The sequence below is a fragment of the Sphingomonas sp. 179-I 2A4 NHS genome (genome assembly GCF_045369135.1).
Classification (GTDB): domain Bacteria; phylum Pseudomonadota; class Alphaproteobacteria; order Sphingomonadales; family Sphingomonadaceae; genus Sphingomonas.
The window spans coordinates 1-16,674 of sequence record NZ_JBIQFL010000010.1 but is presented as its reverse complement, the minus strand read 5'-3'; the positions used below and the strand labels follow the sequence as shown (position 1 = coordinate 16,674).

Below are 16,674 nucleotides of genomic sequence, written 5' to 3'. Positions count from 1 at the left end.
ACTCTCCGGTCAGCGCAGGCCGAGGCCGCGCGCGATGATGCCGCGCAGGATTTCCCGCGTGCCGCCACGCAGCGAGAAACTGGGCGCGTTCAAGGTGATATGGGCGAGAACGGCAATGAAGTCCGAAGTCGAGGCGCTGTCCGGCTCGGCATCGACAAGCGAGCGGGCGATGTCCGGCAGCTCCTGCTCGAAAGTGGCGCCGAGATCCTTGACGATCGCGGCATGGGTGCCGGGGTTCTCGCCGGCTTCCAGCATCGCCGCGACGCCGCGCGAGAGGCGCCGCAGCGTGATGAGATGCGCGGTGAGGCGGCCGACGGCGAGCTGCGCGGCTTCGCTCTCCGCGCGCTGAAGCACGCCGATCAGTTCGATCAGCAGCTGCATCGAGGAGAGGAAGCGTTCGGGTCCGCTGCGCTCGAACGCGAGCTCGCTCATCACTTGCTCCCAGCCCTGGCCCTCGGTGCCGATCAGCGCCGAAGCAGGGAGGAAGGCGTCTTCGAAATGGACTTCGTTGAAGTGATGCTGACCGGCCAGATCGATGATCGGGCGGATCGTGATCCCCTCTGCGCGGCGAAGATCGACCAGGAGCTGGCTGGTGCCGGCCTGGCGCTCCGCTGGCGTGCCGCTCGTGCGGCAGAAAAGGATCATGTAATCGGCGTGGTGCGCGCCGGTGGTCCACAGCTTGGTGCCGGTTACACGCCAGCCGCCGTCAACCGGCACGGCGCGAGTGCGAGTCGCGGCAAGGTCGGAACCGGAGTCGGGCTCGCTCATGCCGATGCAGAATACCGTCTCGCCTGCAGCGATGCCGGGCAGCACGGTCTGCTTCTGCTCCTCGGTGCCATATTTGAGGAGGCTGGGGCCGCTTTGACGATCAGCGATCCAGTGGGCGGCGACAGGGGCGCCCGCCGCCAGCGTCTCCTCCACCACGACGTAGCGTTCAAAGGCGCTTCGCTCATGCCCGCCGTAGCGCTTCGGCCACGTCATGCCGAGCCAGCCCTGCGCGCCCAGCTTGCGGCTGAAATCGCGGTCGAAGCCGTTCCAGCTGTCTGCGCGGGACAGCGGACTACGGTCCGCCAGCGCCTCCGCCAGGAACGCGCGCACCTCGCCGCGCAGGCTCTCGGCAGAATCGTGGCGCGGCGGCGAGGGAAAACGGAGCGTCGTCATGCTGCCACCACCATTGGCCAATAGCCGTCTCGCCCGCTCTCCAGCGCGCGCTTGCCGAGCAGAAGCGTCCAGTGACGCTGCGTGCCGAATTCGTCGCGCCATGCCCAAAGCGTGGTCGTGAAGCGGTGGAGGGCGTGTTCGCGCGTGAAGCCGATCGCGCCGTGCAATTGGTGCGCAATGCCGTTCGCCTTGCTGGCGGCCTCGCCGATACGCGTACGGGCGACTGCGACGGCGAAGGCGAGGTCGGCGCCCTCGGCATAGGCGCTCGCAGCGTGATCCGCGGCGGCCGAAGCAGCGGCGACTTCCCCGGCGAGCTTCGCCAGTTCCTGCTGGATCGCCTGGAACTTCGACAAAGGGCGGCCGAACTGGACACGGGTGGAGACGTGATCGACCGTCAGCTCAAGAACGCGCTCGAGTGCGCCGGCCATCTGCAGCGCGCGGGCAAGCCCACCAAGCTCGAGCAACCCGGGCCCGTTGCTGGCGGCACTCTCGCCGTCGCCAAGCGTCATCACGTCGCGCGGCATGTTGGCAAGGTTCGAGCCCTCAGTCGCGACGGTCGCTCGACCAGTGACGCGGTGAAGCTTGCCGTCACGCTGGACCACGAACGTTCGCGCGTTACGGCCCCAGGCGACACGATCCGTTCCGGCCGGCACCAGCGCGGCCGGGCCGTCCGCGAGCGGCAGGCCGGCAGCAGCAAGCGCGGCGTTGGCGACGATCGTCTCGGCCAGCGGCAGGCGCAGGGCGTGGCGGCCGCTTTGGCGGATGAGGGCCAGCGCCTCCTCCACTGGGACACCGAAGCCGCCAGCCTCTTCTGGCACCAGCGCGAGAGGCAGGCCGCTTCCCTCGATCGCTGACCAGCGGGCATCGGACCAACCAGCGTCATGGGCGCCAGCCTCCTCCGGCGCGGCGAACAGTCGCTCGGCCGTGTCGGCGAGCATCGTCCCGAGCTCGCTCACCGCCGTGATCCTCGTGGCAATGCCATGGCTGCCCTCTCCGTTTTGCTGCACCGCCGCTAAAGCAATCGGCTTATGCTTGTCCACAGCCTCCGCGCATCAATGGCGGCGGTGTGAACGATGGTGGTTCATTGCGCAGGAGCGCGATAGAGAAGGTGGATGCGCTTCCTCGCGATGCTCCTGCTGCTAGTCACCTTCGCTGGCAGCGAGGCCGCGGCGCAGCGACGCGGGCCGCTGGTGCTGGCTGCAGCGAGCATGCAGGAGGCATTGGAAGACGCTGCGCAGGCGTGGACCCGGCAGGGGCATGCCGCGCCGGTGCTCTCCTTTGCGGCATCTTCTGCGCTGGCGCGGCAAGTGGCGGCGGGCGCGCCCGCGGATTTGTTCGTTTCCGCAGACGAGGACTGGATGAACGACCTGGCGCGGCGCGGCGTGCTGGCGCCGAATACCCGCGCGACACTGGCCGGCAACCGGCTGGTGGTGGTGGCGCGTGCCGGGCAGCGCTCCGTCGGTGGGCTTCGCGGCGAGGCGCTGGCACGCGTGCTGGCAGCCGGGCCGCTGGCGATGGCGGATCCGGATGCGGTGCCGGCGGGCCGCTATGGCCGGGCAGCGCTGGCAAGGCTCGGGGCGTGGCCCGCTGTGGCGCGGCGTGTAGTGCGGGCGGAGAGCGTGCGCGCGGCGCTGGCGATGGTCGAGCGCGGGGGGGCGCCTTATGGCGTCGTCTATGCCACCGATGTGCGGGTGGCACCGACGCTGCGAGTCGCCGGCGTCTTTCCCGCGCGCAGCCATCCGCCGATCCTCTATCCCATCGCACGGCTGGCGGCCTCCCGAAATCCGGGGGCCGAGGCGTTCCGCGAATTCCTGCTGTCGCCGGCGGGCAAGGCGATCATGCGGCGCCACGGGTTCACCACGCGTTGAGCGAGGATATCGCGACGATCGTTCGGCTCTCGCTGCTTGTCGGCGGTATTGCGACGGCGGGCACATTGCCGATCGCCTTCGCATTGGCCTGGCTGCTCGCGCGCGGGCGCTTTCCGGGGAAGGTGCTGCTCGACGGGATTGTCCATCTGCCGCTGGTCGTCCCCCCGGTGGTGACTGGCTGGCTGCTGCTGCTGGCGTTTGCAACGGGCGGACCCGCCGGAGCGTTGCTGGAGCGCTGGTTCGGCACCACGGTGCTGTTCCGCTGGACGGGGGCGGCGATCGCGGCGGGCGTCATGGCACTGCCGTTGATGGTGCGGGCGATCCGGCTGTCGCTGGAGGCGGTGGACCAGCGGCTGGAGCAGGCAGCGCGGACGCTGGGCGCCGGGCGCTGGCGGACGTTCGCCTCGATTACCCTGCCGCTGTCGCTGCCGGGCGTGCTGGCGGGTGCGGTACTCGGCTTCGCGCGGTCGCTGGGCGAGTTCGGCGCGACGATCACCTTCGTGTCGAACGTGCCCGGCGAGACACAGACGCTTCCGCTGGCGATTTACGCCGCGCTTCAGCGGCCGGGCGGCGAGGCGGCGGTGTGGAAGCTCGCCGCGATCTCGGTCGCGATCAGCCTCGCCGCGCTGATCCTGTCCGAGGTCCTGGTGCGGCGGCAGGGGCGGCGGCTCCATGTCCTTTGATATTGATGTGACGGTGCGGCGCGGGAGCGCCATTCTGGGCGCGACCTTCGAGGCGGGGAGCGGCGCCAGCGTGCTCGTCGGCCCCTCGGGCGTCGGCAAGACGAGCGTGCTGATGATGATTGCCGGGCTACTTCGGCCGGACCGCGGACATGTGCGGGTGGGCGGCCGTACCCTGTTCGACGCGGCGGGCCGGATCGACCTTCCGCCGGAGCGCCGCCGCGTGGGCATGGTGTTCCAGGAGGCGCGGCTGTTCCCGCATCTCAACGTGCGTCGGAACCTGCTTTATGGCGCGCGGCGGAGCAACCGGCTCGATGAAGTCGCAGATACGCTCGACATTGTAGGGTTACTCGATCGCTGGCCACGCACCTTGTCGGGCGGGGAGGCGCGGCGCGTGGCGATCGGGCGCGCGTTGCTGAGCGATCCGGACTTCCTGCTGCTGGACGAGCCGCTGGTTTCGCTGGATGCGGGGCGGCGGGAGGACGCGACGCGCGCGATCGAGCGTGTGCGAGACGAGTTGCGCCTGCCGATGCTGATCGTCACCCATGACCGTGCCGAAGCGGAGCGGCTGGGCGACCGGATCATCCCGATGTGACGGCCTGCGGGTGATTGGGGGTCAGGATCAGCGTTCGTCCCTCGACCCGCCACGACTTCAGCCGCGACAGGAAGTTCATGCCCAGCACGTTCGTCTCGCCGAAAGCAGGCGACACGACCACCGGCACGTCACGCGCGACGATGTTGCCGAGGCGAAGCTCGCCGAGGGACGCGGTCTGCGCGCGGATCGTGCCGTTCGCGGTTCGCAGCAGCATCGGGAACATCGCATCCCGTACTTCGAGCCCGGCAGCATTGGCGGTGTCGAGCGAGAGGGCGGTGACGGTGGCGCCGCTGTCGATCAGCATGCGCCGCTTGACGCCGCCGAATTGCACGTTCGCCCAAAAGTGGCCGTCCGGACTCATCCGAATGCGGGTTTCCTCGCCCGCCACTTGCTGCCCAGACAGATCGAGGATCTCGGCAACGCGGCCGAGATAGGGATCGAACCGCTCGCGCTGCACCAGTACCAGCGCCAGCGCGCCGAGCAGCACCAGCCACGTTGCGGCACCCACGATCCGTCCGATGACCGGAATTCTGCGGAGGCAGCCGGCGATGACGATGATGGCCAGCAGCGACAGGATCAGCGGGAGATGCGGGGCCAGATCGGCATAGGCGGGCATCTGGCCGATATAGGATCATCGCCGCCGCGCTGCGACGGGCGGCGCGCAGAAACTTGGCGCGACCGGACAAGAAAAGGGCGGCCCATCGCTGGACCGCCCCAATCTTGCCGTCTGGCCGTTGGCCTGCCGCAGCAGGCCAGGCGCACCGGATCTTAGCGCTTCGAGAACTGGAAGCTGCGGCGTGCCTTGGCGCGGCCGTACTTCTTACGCTCGACGGTACGGCTGTCGCGGGTCAGGAAGCCCGCGGCCTTCACCGGCGCACGCAGGATCGGCTCGTACTTGGTGAGCGCCTGGCTGATGCCGTGCTTCACCGCGCCGGCCTGACCCGACAGACCGCCGCCCTTGACGGTGCAGATCACGTCATACTGACCTTCGCGCTCGGTGATGCCGAACACCTGGTTGATGACGAGACGCAGCGTCGGACGTGCGAAATAGGTTTCCTGATCACGGCCGTTGATCGTGATCTTGCCCGAACCCGGCTTCAGCCACACGCGGGCAACGGCGTCCTTACGACGGCCGGTGGCATAGGCGCGACCGTACTTGTCGAGTTCCTGCGCGCGCAGCGGGGCACGCTGCGTCGGCTCGTCGATCTTGCCTTCGAGATAGGCCTCGGCCTTCTCTTCGGCAGCCGCGACGGCGGTTTCGCGCTGCTCGCTGAGCGCTGCGCCCAGATCGGCGAGGGACTGGCGATTATCGGACATTATGCGCCCACCTTGTTCTTGCGGCTCATGCCGGCGATGTCGAGGACCTGCGGGTTCTGCGCTTCGTGCGGGTGCTCAGCGCCCTTGAAGATGCGCAGGTTGCGCATCTGCTGACGGCCGAGCGGGCCGCGCGGGATCATGCGCTCAACAGCCTTCTCGAGCACGCGCTCCGGGAAGCGGCCTTCCAGCACCTTGGCGGCGGTGACGCCCTTGATGCCGCCGGCATAGCCGGTGTGCTTGTAATAGACCTTGTCGGCCAGCTTGTTGCCGGTGAAGCGCACCTTGTCAGCGTTGATCACGATGACATTGTCACCGCAATCGACGTGCGGGGTGAACGACGGCTTGTGCTTGCCGCGCAGGACGTTGGCGATCACGACCGCCGCACGACCGACCACCAGATCGGTGGCATCGACGATGTGCCACTTCTTTTCCACTTCGGCGGGCTTGGCCGCCTTGGTGGTCTTCATCAGCGCCTTCATGGGCTTAGACCTTTGCAAAAAACGAAGACGCCGCCCCCGGAAAAGGTGCGGCGCGTTGAGGGGTCTTTGATGATGCGGCGGCAAAAAGTCAACGATTCCGCCGCATCCGTGACGGGTATTATGATACCATAGACCTAGAAGAACAGCTTGCGGAAGCTCAGCCGGACCGAGCGGCCGAGCGGATCGAGTAGCGCTGGCTGATACCCGACCGGCGTCAGCCCCGAAGCGTCTCGCACGTCGAGCCGCTGGTTGAAGAGGTTGTTGACCGACAGCGTCACGCGCGAACCGCGGAAGAAGGGCATGTCACGCACCAGCGACTGCTGCTGCCCGAGATCGGCGAAGACGCGCAGGTTGGCGGTGAACAGCGAGCCGAACTCGAGATCGCGCGGCGAGGGCGCGCCGCTGGGATCGACGATGACGCTGGTCCCTTCCTGCCACGTACCGTTCAGGCGGACACCGATGCCGTTGCGATTGTAGCCGGCGTTGAATTCGACCTGGTGGCGCGGCTGGCCACCACGGGCGCCGATTGCAGAGCCGCCCAGAAGATCAAGTTCCGGCACGCCCGGACGGATGAGGATCGTGTCCTCCAGCCGCCAGGTATGGAACGCGCTGAGCTGGACACGGCCCTGGCGCGCGCCGCCAAACCGGCCGCCGCCAAATCCGCCGGGGCCGCCGAAGCCCGGGCGCCGGCCGCCGCCCGGACGCACGCCCGTGCTGCTTTCACGCGCCTGGCGGAAGGCGGCGCGGCGCTCCTCGCGCTCGGCCTCGGTGAGCGGCTGTCCGTCCGGGCCGGCGGGAGGCGGGGCTTCGAGCGTCTCGGACCAGTTGATGCCCCAGCGGATCTGGCGCTGGTGGCTGCTGGCGAAATTCACCGGGCGATTGTCGATGCGCAGCAAGGTGCCATCCGCATCGCGCTCGAACCGGTCGGGGAAGGCGATCTCGATCTCCGGCGTTGCGGTGGGGAAGCTGGCGATCGGATTGGTGATCTTGCTGTCGGTATAATTGGCGAGCAGGGTCAGATCCGTCTTCGGGATCGGCTTTACCGTGAGGCCGAGCTTCATCACGCGGCGGCGATCGGCGCGCAGGTTCGGATTGCCGCCGTCGACCACCGTCGCGTCCACCGTCTCGCCACGAACGAGATCGAGAACGCGGACGTTGGGGGTGACGATGATCGGGTTGCCGAGCTGCTGAATCGACGGCGCGCCATCTTCGTGACTGACCGAACCGATCAGGCGGACGGCGTCGCTCGGCCGCCAGTTGAAGCCATAGCCGAGCGTTCCGAGCGTGCCGAAATCCGACAGCTGATCGATCGTGGCGTTCACGTTGGCAGAGAGCGTGCCGACCGCGCTGTTCTTCAGCAGCGGGAAATCGACATTCGCCTGGCCGCTGACCTGATCGCGCGACAGATCGACCGCGCTGAAGATACCGGCACGGGTCGATTCGCTAGCGATATCACGCAGGGTGAAGCCGGCCTTCAGCGTGGTGGTGATCGGGCCGGCAGGCAGATCGAACAGGCTGCCGTTCAGCGTCGCCTCGCTGTCGATCGTCTCGGCGACCGAATAGGCACGGTCGCGGCGCACGCCGCCGCCCTCGATGTCGCGATCGGTGAGCGTGGTCGTCCAGTCACGCGTGTAGCCGCCGTTCAGCGACCAGCGCCACTGCGACAAATCGCCGTTGAGGACATAGGTGAGCGTGCCGGTGCGGGAGCGGCTGTCGCGGATCAGCCGCTGCGTGCCGTCATCCGCGAGGCCAAGCGCGGCGCGGCTGTCCTGCCCCTCCAGCCCGCCGCTGATCGTGGCCGAGACGTTGCCGAGGATCGTGCGATTGTAGGTGGCGTTGAGCTTCGCCGCGTCGGTCGCCGACAGCAAGGTCCGGTCCGGATCCGGCTGGGCGAGATTGCGGCTCGTTTCGAACAGCGGATCGCTGTGCTTGTATTCGGCATCGACGCTGAAACGGCTGCCGTTGCCGAGGCGCAGATAGTTGAGATCGGCCTCCTGAACCGCGCGGCCGCCATCGGTGGCGAGCGACGTCGATACCTCGCCGGTCACGGCGCGGAAGCGGCGGCGCAAAACGATGTTCACCACCTTCTGATCGGGGCGGTAGCCGTATTTCAGCGCGACTTCCTCCGGCAGGATGTCGACGCGCTGGATCGCCTCGGGCGGAAGATCGCGGATTTCGCGGAAGCCGCTGATGCGGCGGCCGCTGAGCAGCACGACCGGCTGGCCGCCGCCGCCGCGCCCCTGGATGCTGCCGGTGAGCGGGCTCAGCTCGGCGAGCAGTTCGCCGATGTTGCTGGCCCCGTAGGCGCGGATGTCGCGGCTGGTGAGAACGACCTCGGGCGTGATGTCCCCGGTGACGGAGCCGACCGGGCGGCGGCTGCCGGTAACGATGATGTCCTCACCGTCCGGCTCGACCTCTGTATCGGGATCAGCGGGATTGCCCGCCGGATCGGGGCTGGGGAGTTCCTGATCGACGGGGGTCTGCGGCTGGCCCGGAGCAGGGGCTGCGGCCGCGGCGATGGAAAGCACGGGAAGAAACCAGGATGACACGTCGTTGCTCCGAGAAGGCGGTCAGGATTGATCAGCTTTGGCGGGTGGCTGTCAGGCCGATGTGTCGGAGCAGGGGGGAATTCGTCGCAGAATGTAACAGCCGCTGGCCGTGCGACCGCGGGCGGAGGGGACGATTGCAAAAAACGAATGTTGAGGAAGTTGAGGCGATAGCGCGTTTTTTCCCAACATGACGGGCACGCGATCAGGGGAAACGAAACCATGCACAGACGAAATCACGATTAATCCAACATTTCAATGAATTGGCGGTAACGGAGGAAGCCCGGGGTGCGGCGATCGACACCGCCGCGCCCGAGGGGACGCGGCGGATATCGTGGTCCGACCGGCGAGTGAAGCAGCGAAACGGATCAGGCGACGATGCGCACCGGCACGCCCTTCGACGCCGGGGTCTTCGATTCCTGATCGTGATACCAGAGCGGGACGAGCGGATTGAGCTCCGGATAATAGCCGCCGAGGCAGCCGCGCGGGAGCAGGAAGGGCGTGACGGTGAGCCCGTCGACCTGGCGATGCTCGCCGTCGCCGGCATCAGTCGCGAGGCCGACGACCTGCCCCTCCGCGAGGCCCGCGGCCTCGATGTCCTCGGGGTTCATCAGCAGCACGTCGCGCGTGCCCTCGATGCCGCGCAGGCGATCGGAATAGCCGTAGATGGTGGTGTTGAACTGATCGTTCGAACGAAGCGTCATCAGGCGCCAGCGTCCCGGCGTGTCCCCGACGCCAATCGCGGAAAGCGTGCCCGGCACGGTGAATTCCGCCTTGCCGCTTTCCGTTTTCCAGATCCGCTCCCGCGCGGCATTGCCCTTGTAGAAGCCGCCGGGCGTGAAGACGCGATCGTTGAAGTCGGCGAACATCTCCGGATAGGTTTCCTCGATGAGATCGCGGACGAGGCCGTAGTCGGCGGTCCAGTCGTCCCACTTCGCCTTCGGGTTCGGCGGCAGCGTCGCCTTGGCCATGGCGCAGACGATCGCCAGTTCGGATTTCAGATGCTCGCTGGCCGGAGTGACGTTGCCGAGCGAGCCGTGGATGCAGGAGAGCGAATCCTCCATCGTCACGGCCTGAGCGCCGGTGACCTGCATGTCCTGTTCGGAACGGCCGAGGCAGGGGAGGAGATAAGCAACCTCACCGTTGACGAGGTGGCTGCGGTTGAGCTTGGTGGCGATCTGAACGGTGAGGCGCATGTTCTGCCACGCCTCCTCCATCTTTTCCTGCTCCGGGATGGCGCGCAGGAAATTGCCGCCAAGGCCAATGAAGGCCTTCACCTCGCCGTTGATGATCTTTTCGCAGGCGTGAACGGTGTTGAGCCCCTCGTCGCGCGGGGGATCGAAGCCGAACTGTTCGGCAAGCCGATCGAGCGGAACGAGCTCCGGCTTCTCGGAGATGCCGACGGTGCGCTGGCCCTGCACGTTGGAATGGCCGCGCACCGGCGAGACACCGGCGCCCTCGCGGCCGAGATTGCCCTTCATCAGCGCAAGGTTGACCAGCGCAGCAAGGCTGTCGAAGCCGTGGACGTGCTGCGTCAGCCCCATGCCGTACATGAAGATCGTGTTCTTCGCGCGGACGTACACCTCCGCGGCCTGCTCGATATCGGCGCGTGCGAGGCCGCTCTCACGCTCGATCTCGTCCCATGACAGCGCCTCGGCGTGTCGCTTCACCTCGTCGAAGCCCCGGGTGTGCTGTTCGATGAAATCCACGTCGAGCACGTGGGTCTTCTCGGCCGCCCACTTCTTCTCCTCGGCCGCGAGGACGTGCTTGATCATGCCGGTGATGGCCGCGATGTCCCCGCCGGTCTTCACCTGGAGATAGAGCGACGAAATGTCGGTGTGCTTGCCGGTCAGCATCTCGACCGGGCTCTGCGGGTTCTTGAACCGCTCCAGCCCCTTTTCGCGGATCGGGTTGAAGGTGACGATGGTGGCACCGCGCTTCACCGCTTCCTGCAGCGGGTGAAGCAGGCGGGGGGAGTTCGACCCGGTGTTCTGGCCGAAGAAGAAGATCGCGTCGCACTTCTCGAAATCGTCGAGGACGCAGGTGCCGACCGGCGAGCCGATCAGCTTCTTCAGCGCGACCGACGTCGTCTCGTGGCACATGTTGGAGCTGTCGGGCAGGTTGTTGTGCCCGTACATGCGCGCGTACAGGGCGTAGAGGTAGCTCGTCTCCAGGCTGGCGCGGCCCGACGCATAGAAGACGGTGCTTTTCGGGGGCAGCGCCTTCAGCTCCGCGCCGATGGCGGCGAACGCCTCGTCCCAGCTGCACGCGACGTAGCGATCGGTGGGGCGATCATAGCGCATCGGATGGGTGAGGCGGCCCTCCTGTTCGAGATCGTAATCCTTCCAGCCGCGCAGCTCAGTGACGGTATGTTCGGCGAAGAAGGCAGGCGTGCAGCGGCGGGTGGTGTTTTCCCACAGCGTCGCTTTCGCGCCATTCTCGCAGAATTCGAAGGTATGCGGCTTTGCCGGCTTACCCCAGGCGCAGGAGACGCACATGAAGCCGCCGGGCTTGTTCTGGCGGCGCAGCGTGTCGAGCACGGAGGGGCGCGGGCGTTCGCGGGCGAACACCTCCGTCATGCCGCGGACCGAGCCCCAGCCGCCGGCCGAGCCAGCGTAATGCACCGTATCCTTTTCGTCCGCCACCAGGGCCTCCCGCGCTGCCTGCCCGCAGCCACAAACGCGTAGCGGCCGGTTTGGATCACTGCTGGCTGCGCGAATGGCCGGAGCTATAGTGCGGGTGAGCGATGAGGTGAGGCAGACGATGGACGAGGACGTACCGCCACCCGACAGCAAGCTGACGCGATCAAAGCAGCGCTGGGCGAGCGAGCGCAAGTTCGTGACCGGTGCACCCACGTCTGGCGCACACGACCGGCTGCCGCCGGGCCAGCATCTGGTACGCGACTGGCCGGTGCTGGACCTGGGTGCGCAGCCCGACGTGCAGCGCGAACGCTGGCGGCTCGACATCCGCGGCATGGTGACGCGGCCGGTGACGCTGGACTGGAACGCCTTCATAGCGCTGCCGCAGGTGGACCTGCGCAGCGATATACACTGCGTCACCACCTGGTCCCGCTACGACAATGACTGGCGCGGGGTGGCGACGCACACCCTGCTCGACCTGGTGGAGCCGCGCGACGAGGCGGGGTTCGTGATGCTGCACGGCTATGACGGCTATACGACGAACGTGCCGCTGGCGGATTTCGCGAGCCCGGACGCGCTGATCGCGCACGAATGGTCCGGCCGGCCGCTGACGCGCGAGCATGGCGGGCCGGCGCGCCTGGTGATCCCCCATCGCTATTTCTGGAAGAGCGCCAAGTGGATTAGCGCGATCGAGTTCATCGGTGCGGATCGGGCGGGGTTCTGGGAAGTGAACGGATACCATATGCGCGGCGACCCGTGGGCGGAGCAGCGCTATAGCTGATCGTGCGCGGCCCCGGCGGCGCCGCCCCCGGGGCCACGCACCCTGGCCTAGTGGCTGAGGAAGGTCAGCAGATCCTCGGTGAGGCGATCGCTGTGCGTGGCGAACAGGCCGTGCGGCGCGCCGTCATATTCGACGAGCTGGCTGGCCGCGATGCCGGCTGCGGCGGCGCGGCCGGTGGCGTCGATCGGCACCGTCTTGTCCCCGGTGCCGTGGATCACGAGCGTCGGCACCCGGAAGGCGGGCAGATCGGGGCGGAAATCGGTGAAGCTGAAGCTCTTCGCACATTCCAGCGTCGCGCGGAGCGACGCCTGCATCGCAAGGCGCCACGCCCATTCGAGCATCGGCTCGCTGACCGGGCTGGTGACATAGCCAACGCCGAAGAAATCCTTGAAGAAATTGTGGAAGAACTCGGGCCGGTCGCGCAGGATGCCCTGGCCGATCTGGAGCAGGTTCGCTTCCGACACACCGTGCGGATTATCGTCCGTCTTCATCATGTACGGCACGACCGAGCCGACCAGCACCGCCGAGGCGACGCCGCGGCCCTCGTGCCGGCTCATGTACCGCGCGACTTCGCCGCCGCCCATCGAGAAGCCGACGAGCGTTGCGTCGGGGCCGATCTCGGCGGCCTTCATCACGTCCGCCAGGTCGTCGGTCAGCGAATCATAGTCATAGCCGTTCCAGGGCTGGCTCGAGCGGCCGAAGCCGCGGCGGTCGTAGGCGATGACGCGGTAGCCGGCCTCTGCCAGCGCCAGTGCCTGCGGATCCCAGCTGTCCGCCGATAGCGGCCAGCCGTGGATGAGGACCACCGGGCGGCCGTGGCCCCAGTCCTTCACAAAGAGGTCATTCCCGTCCCGCGTCTTGACGTAGGGCATCTTCATCTCCCGCTTCGTATCGCGGGGCAACGTGCCTGCGGGGCGCGCGTTCCGCGGCTCAGCGCGACTGGCGGAGCGTCGGCAGATCGTCGCGCACGTCAGTGATGCTCGGGTTGCGGATCGAGGGGCGCAGGCGCGCGACGCTGCAGATGCCGGCGACGAGCGCGAGGCCGGCCGAGACATAGGGCGGTACTTCGCCGGCACCGACGCCGGCGGCGAGCAGCGCGGCGGCAAGGGTGGCGCCGGTGGTCTGGCCGGTGAGGCGAACGGTGGAGATCAGGCCGCCCGCTGCGGCCGACCGGTGACGCGGGGCGGAGCCGACCACCAGCCGCGCGTTCGGCGGCAGGTACAGCCCGAAGCCGGAGCCGCACAGTGCCATGCGCCAGGCGACGTCAAAGAAGCTGGGGTCCGGCGGCAGGTTGGCGAGCAGGGCAAGCGCGACCAGTGTCACCGCCATGCCGATGCCGCCGAGAATGCCTGCGGGGACGCGATCGGAAAGGAAGCCCGACAGCGGCGCGACGATCATGTTGGTGAGCGGCCAGGGGGCAAGACAGGCGCCGATCTGCGTGGGCGTGAAGCCAAGCGCCGCGAGACGGAACGGCGTGGACACCAGCAGTGTCATGGAGGCCATGAAGGCGGTCAGGCTGCCGGTCGCCGACAGGGCGATGATCGGGCGCGACAGGAGATCGACAGGCAGGATGGGGGCCGGCGCGCCAAGCTCGCGCCGCACGAAGAACCAGCCGATCGCGATGCCAACCGCGACGATCGCGGCGCTGACCACCGGGCTGTCGCCATGGACGAAGGTTTCGGCGCCGCCGATCACCAGGCCGAAGGTGGCGGCGCACAGGCCGGCGCCGAGGAAATCGAGCTGCGTCAGCCCCGGCGGCGGGTTGGGAAGCGAGCGGCCGAGTGCGATGCTGATCACGGCGAAGGGGATCGCACTGGCGAACACCCAAGGCCACGGCGCGACCGCCAGGATGAGGCCGCCGATCGTGGGCGCGAGCGCGGCGGAGCTCGACACGATAACCGAATTGATGCCGAGCCCGCGGCCAAGCTGGCTCGCGGGATAGGTCTGGCGGATGAGCGCCGACGAGACGCTGAGCACGCCCGCCGCGCCGATCGCCTGCACGGCGCGGACGATCAGCAGGAAGGGGAGGCTCTTGGCGAAGAAACAGAGCAGCGTCGCGCAGGCGAAGATGACCTGGCCCGCCTGGTATGTGCGCTTCAGGCCGATCCGCTCACCGAGCCCGGCGAAGGGGAGAAGCAGCATCACCAGCATCACCTGATAGACGGTGACGATCGAGACGACGGAGCTTGGCTCCACCCCCAGATCGCGCGCGATGGTGGGCAGCGCGACGTTCGCCACGCTGCCGTCGATGATCACCAAGGCGGATCCACAGCCCAGCGCAGCGATCGCGACCAGGCGGCGGGGGAGGGGGAGGCCGTCAGACATTGGTTTTGCCATAGCCAGACGCACCAGAGGGACAAGCGTTGTGACGCAGCGGCAATTGCGTAGAGATCGTCGCCGAACCAAGAGGATGAGTGAAGAATGAAGCGTTGGACGATCGGTGTGGCCCTTGCGGCGCTTGCAGCGACGGGGGCTGTCGCCCAGATCAAGACGATGACCGATGATCCTCATATCTGGCTCGAAGACAAGGATGGCGCGAAGCCGCTCGCCTGGGTCGAAGCGGAGAACAAGCGCACGCTGGCGCGGCTGGAATCCGACCCGCGCTACCAGACGTTCTTCAACGAGGCGCTGGAGATCGCCTCCGCTGAAGATCGCATCCCGATGCCGCAAATGATCGCCGGGCGGATCTTCAACCTGTGGCGCGACAAGGAGCATCCGCAGGGCATCTGGCGCTGGACGAGCGCAGCGGACTACGCCTCGGCAACGCCGAAATGGACGACGCTGATCGATCTCGACGCGCTGTCCAAGGCGGAGGGCAAGAAGTGGGTGTGGAAGGGCGCGACGTGTCTGGAGCCCGACGAGCGGCGCTGCCTGATCGCGCTGAGCGAGGGCGGCGAAGACGCCACCACCATGCGCGAGTTCGACCTGGAGACGGGCAAGTTCGTCGAGGGCGGCTTCAACCTCCCGACATCGAAGCAGGGCGCCGACTGGATCGATGCCGACACGCTGATCGTGTCGCGCGACTGGGGCGCGGGCGCGCTGACCAAGTCCGGCTATCCGCGCATCGTGAAGATCCTGAAGCGCGGCCAGCCGCTGGAGGCGGCGCAGGAGATCTACCAGGGCACCGTGGACGATATCGGCGTGTGGCCGGCGGTCGTCGTCGATGCCAAGGGAAACCGCGCGGTGCTGATCTCGCGCGGCAAGACCTTCTTCACGTCCGAACAGCTGATCTGGAACGGCAAGCAGGTTGTCCGCATTGCCATGCCGGAGAAGACCAGCATTCGCGGGATGGTGGATGGCCGGCTGATCATCCGCGCCAGCGAACCGTGGGGTGCGCTGCCGGAAGGATCGCTCGCCTCGCTGACGCTGGAGGAGGCGCACAAGGGTGGCGGCACGCCGCAGCTGATCTTCAAGCCGGCCGCGCGCCAATCGGTCGATCGCGACAATGTGACGGTGACCCGAAACGCGGTGGTGGCATCGGTTTATGACAATGTTCGTGGCCGCGCGATGGTGTTCACGCCGAACGGCGACGGCTGGACGAGCCGCACGCTGGCACTGCCGGACAACCTTTCGGTGGATCTGGTGACGAGCGAGCTTGGCAGCGACCGGGGCTACCTGGCCGTTTCGGGCTTCACCACGCCGACGCGGCTGATGGCGTTCGACGCCGCAGGTACTGCCGCACCCGTCGAGGTGAAGGCGCTGCCCGCGCGCTTCGATGCGACGGGGCTGACGGTGGAGCAGTTCGAGGCGACCTCGTCGGATGGCACCAAGGTGCCCTATTTCGTGGTTCACCGCGCCGGCAAGCTGACCGGTGACACGCCGACGATCATGACCGCTTACGGCGGGTTCGAGGTGTCGCGCACGCCGGCCTATTCGGGGATCACCGGCAAGCTGTGGCTGGAACGCGGCGGGGCCTTCGTGCTCGCCAACATCCGAGGCGGCGGCGAGTTCGGGCCCGCGTGGCACGAGGCGGGCCGGAAGACCAAGCGGCAGATCGTGTTCGACGATTTCGCGAGCGTTGCCCGCGATCTGGAGAAGCGCGGCATCACCAAGCCGTCGAAGCTTGGCATCTACGGCGGATCGAACGGCGGGCTCCTGATGGGCGTCGAGATGACGCAGCATCCCGAGCTTTGGGAGGCGGTGACGATCCAGGTGCCGCTGCTCGACATGCTGCGGTACGAAGGAATTGCGGCGGGCGCATCCTGGGTCGACGAATATGGATCGGTCAGCGTGCCCGAGGAGCGCGCGTTCCTGGCGCGTATCTCGCCCTACCACGCGCTGAAGAAGGGGGTGCGTTACCCCGAGCCCTATATCTGGACGACGACCAAGGACGATCGCGTCGGGCCGCAGCATGCGCGCAAGTTCGCGGCGCGGATGAAGGAATTCGGCCTGCCGTACCTCTTCTACGAGGATACCGCCGGCGGACATTCGGGCGACGCGGACATCGCCCAGGGTGCACGGCTGCAGGCGTTGCAGACGGTGTATTTCGCGCAGAGGCTGATGGGCCCCGCGAGCTGAAGCCAACCACAAAGGGGTCGGTTCCGGCTGAGGGCGAAATGACACCCTAGAGCGGGATGACGTGAGTCTGAATCACTGGAGATTCCCAGA

Annotated in this window: 14 protein-coding genes; 5 read left to right on the top strand and 9 right to left on the bottom strand. The window is 67.5% G+C overall.

Translation table 11 applies throughout. The features are described 5' to 3' along the window. Positions 1-9: 9 nt before the first annotated feature. A complete protein-coding gene (locus tag ACH0CP_RS15035) occupies positions 10-1,161 on the bottom strand; it encodes an acyl-CoA dehydrogenase family protein (RefSeq protein ID WP_294443436.1) in 1,152 nt (383 codons plus the stop codon). After that, the gene (locus ACH0CP_RS15030) at positions 1,158-2,117 is read right to left on the bottom strand and encodes an acyl-CoA dehydrogenase family protein (RefSeq protein WP_294443437.1); all 960 of its coding nucleotides are present in this window, start codon (positions 2,115-2,117) and stop codon (positions 1,158-1,160) included. Before ACH0CP_RS15030 ends, ACH0CP_RS15035 begins: the two co-directional genes overlap by 4 nt. 156 nt (positions 2,118-2,273) lie before the next feature. On the opposite strand from ACH0CP_RS15030, the gene modA reads away from it, so the two are divergent. Genes modA through ACH0CP_RS15015 form a run of 3 tightly spaced genes read left to right on the top strand, consistent with a single transcriptional unit; the run spans position 2,274 to position 4,304 of the window. Continuing rightward, positions 2,274-3,029, top strand: coding sequence for a molybdate ABC transporter substrate-binding protein (gene modA, locus ACH0CP_RS15025; protein WP_294443438.1), 756 nt, complete (start codon positions 2,274-2,276; stop codon positions 3,027-3,029). Next, on the top strand, positions 3,026-3,712 hold the full coding sequence (gene modB / locus ACH0CP_RS15020; RefSeq protein WP_294443439.1) for a molybdate ABC transporter permease subunit: 687 nt from the start codon (positions 3,026-3,028) through the stop codon (positions 3,710-3,712). Before modA ends, modB begins: the two co-directional genes overlap by 4 nt. Continuing rightward, complete coding sequence (locus tag ACH0CP_RS15015; RefSeq protein WP_294443440.1) at positions 3,702-4,304, top strand: ATP-binding cassette domain-containing protein; 603 nt, start codon at positions 3,702-3,704, stop codon at positions 4,302-4,304. Before modB ends, ACH0CP_RS15015 begins: the two co-directional genes overlap by 11 nt. On the opposite strand, the gene ACH0CP_RS15010 is transcribed toward ACH0CP_RS15015, so the two are convergent. The 5 genes from ACH0CP_RS15010 to ACH0CP_RS14990 all read right to left on the bottom strand — a co-directional run bounded on the left by ACH0CP_RS15010 (position 4,291) and on the right by ACH0CP_RS14990 (position 11,291). Beyond that, a complete protein-coding gene (locus tag ACH0CP_RS15010; protein WP_294443441.1) occupies positions 4,291-4,920 on the bottom strand; it encodes a TIGR02281 family clan AA aspartic protease in 630 nt (209 codons plus the stop codon). The genes ACH0CP_RS15015 and ACH0CP_RS15010 overlap by 14 nt on opposite strands. Before the next feature lie 152 nt (positions 4,921-5,072). After that, on the bottom strand, positions 5,073-5,621 hold the full coding sequence (gene rpsI, locus ACH0CP_RS15005; RefSeq protein ID WP_294443442.1) for a 30S ribosomal protein S9: 549 nt from the start codon (positions 5,619-5,621) through the stop codon (positions 5,073-5,075). Further along, positions 5,621-6,100 carry a 50S ribosomal protein L13 gene (gene rplM, locus ACH0CP_RS15000; RefSeq protein WP_294443443.1) on the bottom strand — a complete coding sequence of 160 codons (480 nt, stop codon included), beginning with the start codon at positions 6,098-6,100 and terminating at the stop codon, positions 5,621-5,623. Before rplM ends, rpsI begins: the two co-directional genes overlap by 1 nt. Positions 6,101-6,234: 134 nt before the next feature. Further along, positions 6,235-8,649 (bottom strand): TonB-dependent siderophore receptor, encoded by a 2,415-nt coding sequence (locus ACH0CP_RS14995; protein WP_294443444.1) that lies wholly within the window; start codon positions 8,647-8,649, stop codon positions 6,235-6,237. Positions 8,650-9,014: 365 nt separating this feature from the next. Continuing rightward, the gene (locus tag ACH0CP_RS14990; protein WP_294443445.1) at positions 9,015-11,291 is read right to left on the bottom strand and encodes an FdhF/YdeP family oxidoreductase; all 2,277 of its coding nucleotides are present in this window, start codon (positions 11,289-11,291) and stop codon (positions 9,015-9,017) included. Between the two features lie 118 nt (positions 11,292-11,409). Between ACH0CP_RS14990 and ACH0CP_RS14985 the strand changes: the two genes are divergently transcribed. Continuing rightward, positions 11,410-12,066: a sulfite oxidase-like oxidoreductase gene (locus tag ACH0CP_RS14985; protein WP_294443468.1), complete on the top strand. Its 657-nt coding sequence runs from the start codon at positions 11,410-11,412 to the stop codon at positions 12,064-12,066. A 47-nt stretch (positions 12,067-12,113) separates the two neighbouring features. On the opposite strand, the gene ACH0CP_RS14980 is transcribed toward ACH0CP_RS14985, so the two are convergent. Both ACH0CP_RS14980 and ACH0CP_RS14975 read right to left on the bottom strand, forming a co-directional pair. Further along, positions 12,114-12,938 (bottom strand): alpha/beta fold hydrolase, encoded by an 825-nt coding sequence (locus ACH0CP_RS14980; RefSeq protein ID WP_294443446.1) that lies wholly within the window; start codon positions 12,936-12,938, stop codon positions 12,114-12,116. A gap of 58 nt (positions 12,939-12,996) precedes the next feature. Next, positions 12,997-14,391 (bottom strand): MFS transporter, encoded by a 1,395-nt coding sequence (locus ACH0CP_RS14975; protein WP_294443447.1) that lies wholly within the window; start codon positions 14,389-14,391, stop codon positions 12,997-12,999. A gap of 96 nt (positions 14,392-14,487) precedes the next feature. On the opposite strand from ACH0CP_RS14975, the gene ACH0CP_RS14970 reads away from it, so the two are divergent. Beyond that, entirely contained in the window at positions 14,488-16,584 is a 2,097-nt protein-coding gene (locus tag ACH0CP_RS14970) for a prolyl oligopeptidase family protein (protein WP_294443448.1), read from the top strand. Positions 16,585-16,674 lie beyond the last annotated feature (90 nt).

Bases quoted from the DNA above. Each gene is read 5' to 3' on its own strand.
- ACH0CP_RS15035 (WP_294443436.1), bottom strand. From the start codon at position 1,161: ATGACGACGCTCCGTTTTCCCTCGCCGCCGCGCCACGATTCTGCCGAG.
- modA (WP_294443438.1), top strand. From the start codon at position 2,274: ATGCGCTTCCTCGCGATGCTCCTGCTGCTAGTCACCTTCGCTGGCAGC.
- ACH0CP_RS15015 (WP_294443440.1), top strand. From the start codon at position 3,702: ATGTCCTTTGATATTGATGTGACGGTGCGGCGCGGGAGCGCCATTCTG.
- ACH0CP_RS15010 (WP_294443441.1), bottom strand. From the start codon at position 4,920: ATGCCCGCCTATGCCGATCTGGCCCCGCATCTCCCGCTGATCCTGTCG.
- rpsI (WP_294443442.1), bottom strand. From the start codon at position 5,621: ATGTCCGATAATCGCCAGTCCCTCGCCGATCTGGGCGCAGCGCTCAGC.
- rplM (WP_294443443.1), bottom strand. From the start codon at position 6,100: ATGAAGGCGCTGATGAAGACCACCAAGGCGGCCAAGCCCGCCGAAGTG.
- ACH0CP_RS14985 (WP_294443468.1), top strand. From the start codon at position 11,410: ATGGACGAGGACGTACCGCCACCCGACAGCAAGCTGACGCGATCAAAG.
- ACH0CP_RS14980 (WP_294443446.1), bottom strand. From the start codon at position 12,938: ATGCCCTACGTCAAGACGCGGGACGGGAATGACCTCTTTGTGAAGGAC.
- ACH0CP_RS14975 (WP_294443447.1), bottom strand. From the start codon at position 14,391: ATGTCTGACGGCCTCCCCCTCCCCCGCCGCCTGGTCGCGATCGCTGCG.
- ACH0CP_RS14970 (WP_294443448.1), top strand. From the start codon at position 14,488: ATGAAGCGTTGGACGATCGGTGTGGCCCTTGCGGCGCTTGCAGCGACG.